3 protein-coding genes are annotated in these 3,787 nt (G+C 50.3%); all 3 read left to right on the forward strand.

Going from position 1 to position 3,787, the window contains the following annotated elements; all coding sequences use genetic code 11:
* A partial coding sequence (locus tag GXO76_02610; protein ID NOY76743.1) for a M1 family metallopeptidase occupies window positions 1–1,428 on the forward strand: 1,428 nt, incomplete at its 5' end.
* A gap of 85 nt (window positions 1,429–1,513) precedes the next feature.
* Window positions 1,514–2,053, forward strand: coding sequence for a hypothetical protein (locus GXO76_02615; protein NOY76744.1), 540 nt, complete (start codon window positions 1,514–1,516; stop codon window positions 2,051–2,053).
* An 11-nt stretch (window positions 2,054–2,064) separates the two neighbouring features.
* Complete coding sequence (locus GXO76_02620) at window positions 2,065–3,666, forward strand: hypothetical protein (GenBank protein NOY76745.1); 1,602 nt, start codon at window positions 2,065–2,067, stop codon at window positions 3,664–3,666.
* Window positions 3,667–3,787 lie beyond the last annotated feature (121 nt).

Consider the following 3,787-nt stretch of genomic DNA (forward strand, 5'->3'; position numbering starts at 1 on the left):
CTGGTAACCCATCCCACGTCCACCTATTTGATAACGATGTACGTGGGACCGTACGTGGAATTGACGCAGCCGATTCCTCTGCCCGCCGAGCACGACACGATTCTGGCACACTATTACGTATTGAAAGGCAATGAGGACCGGGCGCGGAAGGAATTTTTTCCGCGTGTGCCGGACGAACTCAATCTGTACACGCGTTACTACGGCCCGTTTGCATTTGCGGATAACAAATTCGGGCTGGTGCAATCGTCTTACCCGGGAATGGAGCATTCCACGGCTGTAGCCGTTGGACCGATTTTTCCTCACACGCTGCTGCCGGGAGAACCCAATCCCCTGCAATGGTACGATCATTATTTCAACTACATGGTTGTGCACGAAGTGGCCCACGAGTGGTGGGGGAATGCGGTGACGGCTCTGGATTGGGGGGATTTCTGGCTGCACGAAGGATTTGCCACATACTCCGAAGCCCTCTGGATGGAACACCGCTTCGGGGAAGAACCCATGCATCAGTACATGGCGGGAATGAGTTTTCAAATTGATTCAACAGGGTCGGTTTATCAGCCCCGTCATAAAAATGCCAGGGAAGCCTACCATCTCAACATCTACTGGAAAGGGGCCTGGGTGCTTCACATGCTGCGCTACGTGATGGGCGATGAGGCCTTTTTTAAAACCCTGCGCCAGTTTAATACCGATCCGCGGTACCGCTACAAAAATGCCTGTACGGCAGATTTTCAGGCTGCGTGCGAAAAAAATTACGGCAAGGATCTGTCCTGGTTTTTTCTGGAATGGATTTACGGAACGGGCTGGCCGAAACTGACAGTCAGTCCTCACATTAGCGGAAGAGATGTGACGATTCGGGTGAGCAATCGTTCCAACAGCCGTACGCGGTTCAAGATGCCGCTGGACGTGGTGGTTCACACCAAACGCGGTCGATTTAAAAAGAGGCTGTGGCTCAAATCGGGAGAGAATACCTTTCACATCCGGGCAAAAACTCCCGTCACATCGGTTGATCCGATAGGCCTCCGCTGGATTTTGGACGGTCCCAAGCGCGGTGAAATGTGGTATTTTATCGATCTTGATTTTGTCATGGGAAAATTTGGAAAGGGGCTGCATTTTACGACGGATCGAAAAGTGGTTGTGGGGGATTCCGATGCGGTGTACATTTCACCCGCACGCTATTTATTCCGCGGGGTCAGATTCCTGAAGCTTCGTCTGGATTCGACGCAGGACAAACGCTGGCGGAAAGTGAAAGTGGCGGTGCGTGAACATTTCTTCAGGAAAAAGGATCAGAAAGCGTGGCAGGAAATCGGAGGCGACGGTTCTTTACCCGAAAATTTGCAGCACGCCCGCTCTCTGGAGTACCGTCTGGATTTCAGTGCCTTGAAAGGAGATACCCTGTCCGTACCCAAAGTGATTTTAACGTATGAATAAAAAATCGAATCAATAGAAGACGGGTACATTCTTGAAATCTGTTTTTTGGGTTGATTGAACCAATAAAAAGCGGGAAGGATTACAAATGAAAAAACACATTTTCATTCTTTTATTCAGCGGTGTCATTGGCTTGCTGATTGGGTCGTGTTCAAAAAATTCCGGGAGCATGGTGGGTCGCTGGGCCTATGTTCCGGAAAAAAGTACGGATCTGGTAACCTGGCGATACCGCACGCCTGAAGTGGTGGTTCAAAAGGAAAAAGACAGGATCGTTATTCTCTGGAACTGGATGCGCCGGGGAAAAGTGGCGTTTAGAGATTCCCTGACGTTTTGTCCGGGCAGTGCTCCGTCAAAGATTCCCGTAACCTCGGCCATCTGGCCGGAAAACTGGTATATGGGAGTTCTGGCCAAAAAGAACAGCTGGAAGCTGATCTCCGGAGAATGGAAACAGCCGGGACGGGAATTATTCGTTCGAAAAAAGCAGGTGGTGGAAATATCCCAGGGAGAGGCGCACATCACAACGGATTACACGTACACGCTCGGCAGTAAAGGCCGGATGCTGACCGTTGTTGAGAAGCGCTCATCGCGCCCGACGTCCATTACGTACGTGTTTAAGCGAATCGATTGAAAGGAAAGAAAATGAAAAAATATTTTCGATTGTTGGGAATTCTGATTTTGCTTGTTTGGTCCGTCCGGCTGCAGGCAGCGGATACCAAGTATGTGATGCCTCTTTCAGATAATTGGGCCATCGACGGCGATTTACCCACCCAGGCCCTCTTAATCAGCCTTCAGGGGATTGCGAATACGAGTGCCCCCCGGCTCTATTTTCTCTATCCGAAGGATTGGGATTTTAAATTCTCCGAACCCCTGCTGGATTATTACAAAACCTCCCGTCACATGACTTTCCAGAAGTTGGGGTCTGCGGATGAGGCCCTGCAGAAACTGGCAAAATATGCCCGGGGTTACGTCGTGTGGGATACATCCGTTCGGACGTCCCTGATCGTGTCGTTTACGGTTGCCGGGCTGACGCACTCGGTGATTGTTTCGGAGAAGTTGATTCCCCTGGTTGAAAAATACGGCCTTCACAAGGTGGAGGATTTCCGGGGGAAATTTACCGGAAAAAGTGATTACGAAATCTACAAATGGGCAATGGATCGGTATTGGAGTCGATGCAGCCGGGACTATCTGGTTTATTTGGGAGGCCCCAGGGGAAAGGTGATGAAACCCGCCATTGCGGATTTTGGCATCGTGAAAAAGGCCTTTTTTACGGATCTGTCAACGGATCCGCAGGACACCCTGGAGTACCGTTTGGCCAGGCGCCTGTTCAGCGAGATGAAGCCGCTTTCCATGATTATGGGCTGGCATTCCTACGGAAAGGACAGTGAAGCCCAATACACAACGCTGGCGTCTCATTTCGCCCTGCGGGTGGAGGGCTTGCATTCCCTGCCAAACATGAGTTTTAATCACCAAATTCCGTTAACAAAAAACTACCGGTTTAAGAATCACCACAACGTCCGGCCGGGGAAGAAATACATCCCTCAGAAAAAGGTCTACATCTCCTTTATACAAACGGATTGTCTGGGATTAGGTGCGTGGACCGAACCCGGCCGCGGGGACATTCCCTACGCCTGGGAAGTGACGATGAACTGGTCGTGGCTGGCGCCGGCCATGCTGCAATTTTTTTACGATGAGGCCACGCCGAATGATTATTTTATCGGATCCCTTTCGGGGCCGGGCTACATGTACCCGAAGGCGATTCCCCGAAAAATGCTCCCAAAGGTAATTCGAAAGGCGTATTCGCTCATGCAAACCCTCGATCTGAATGTCTTCGAAACAATGGAACACAGCAATTACTGGCAGACAGACGGTGTGGATGACGATCTTCCGAAACCGGTTGTGGATGCCTATTTTGACAATATGCCCGGTGCCATCGGTTTTGCAAACGGGTACCGGCCGGCTCACACTTTTGCGGTTCGCGACGGGCGTCCCTTTATCTCATTTGATTACTACCTGTCTGAAAAGCGAGATGAAAACGAAGCGGTTTCCGATCTGGAAGAGCTGGCCAATCTGAATGCCAAACGACCCTATTTTTTGCTGGTTCACGTTCGGGAATGGAGTGATATTGAACGGGTGAAGCGGATTTTAAAAAAGTTAGGCCCGGGGTTCCAACTGGTTCCGCTGGATATTTTTATGAAAATGGCCGGAGCCGAGCCGACATTTAAGACACGGTACGGCCAATAGAGAGGAGCCAAAAACCGGCTCCTCCAAGGGAAAATAGCAAATGCCAAATTCCAATAACCAAACAAATTCCAAGATTCAATTATCAATGACCAAAACGGAATAATTTTCAGGCAACGCCGGA

It is taken from the genome of Calditrichota bacterium (assembly GCA_013151735.1).
In the GTDB taxonomy this organism is placed as follows: Bacteria; Zhuqueibacterota; JdFR-76; order JdFR-76; family BMS3Abin05; genus BMS3Abin05.

Coding starts and splice junctions, on each gene's coding strand:
- GXO76_02615 (NOY76744.1), top strand. CDS start 1,514: ATGAAAAAACACATTTTCATTCTTTTATTCAGCGGTGTCATTGGCTTG.
- GXO76_02620 (NOY76745.1), top strand. CDS start 2,065: ATGAAAAAATATTTTCGATTGTTGGGAATTCTGATTTTGCTTGTTTGG.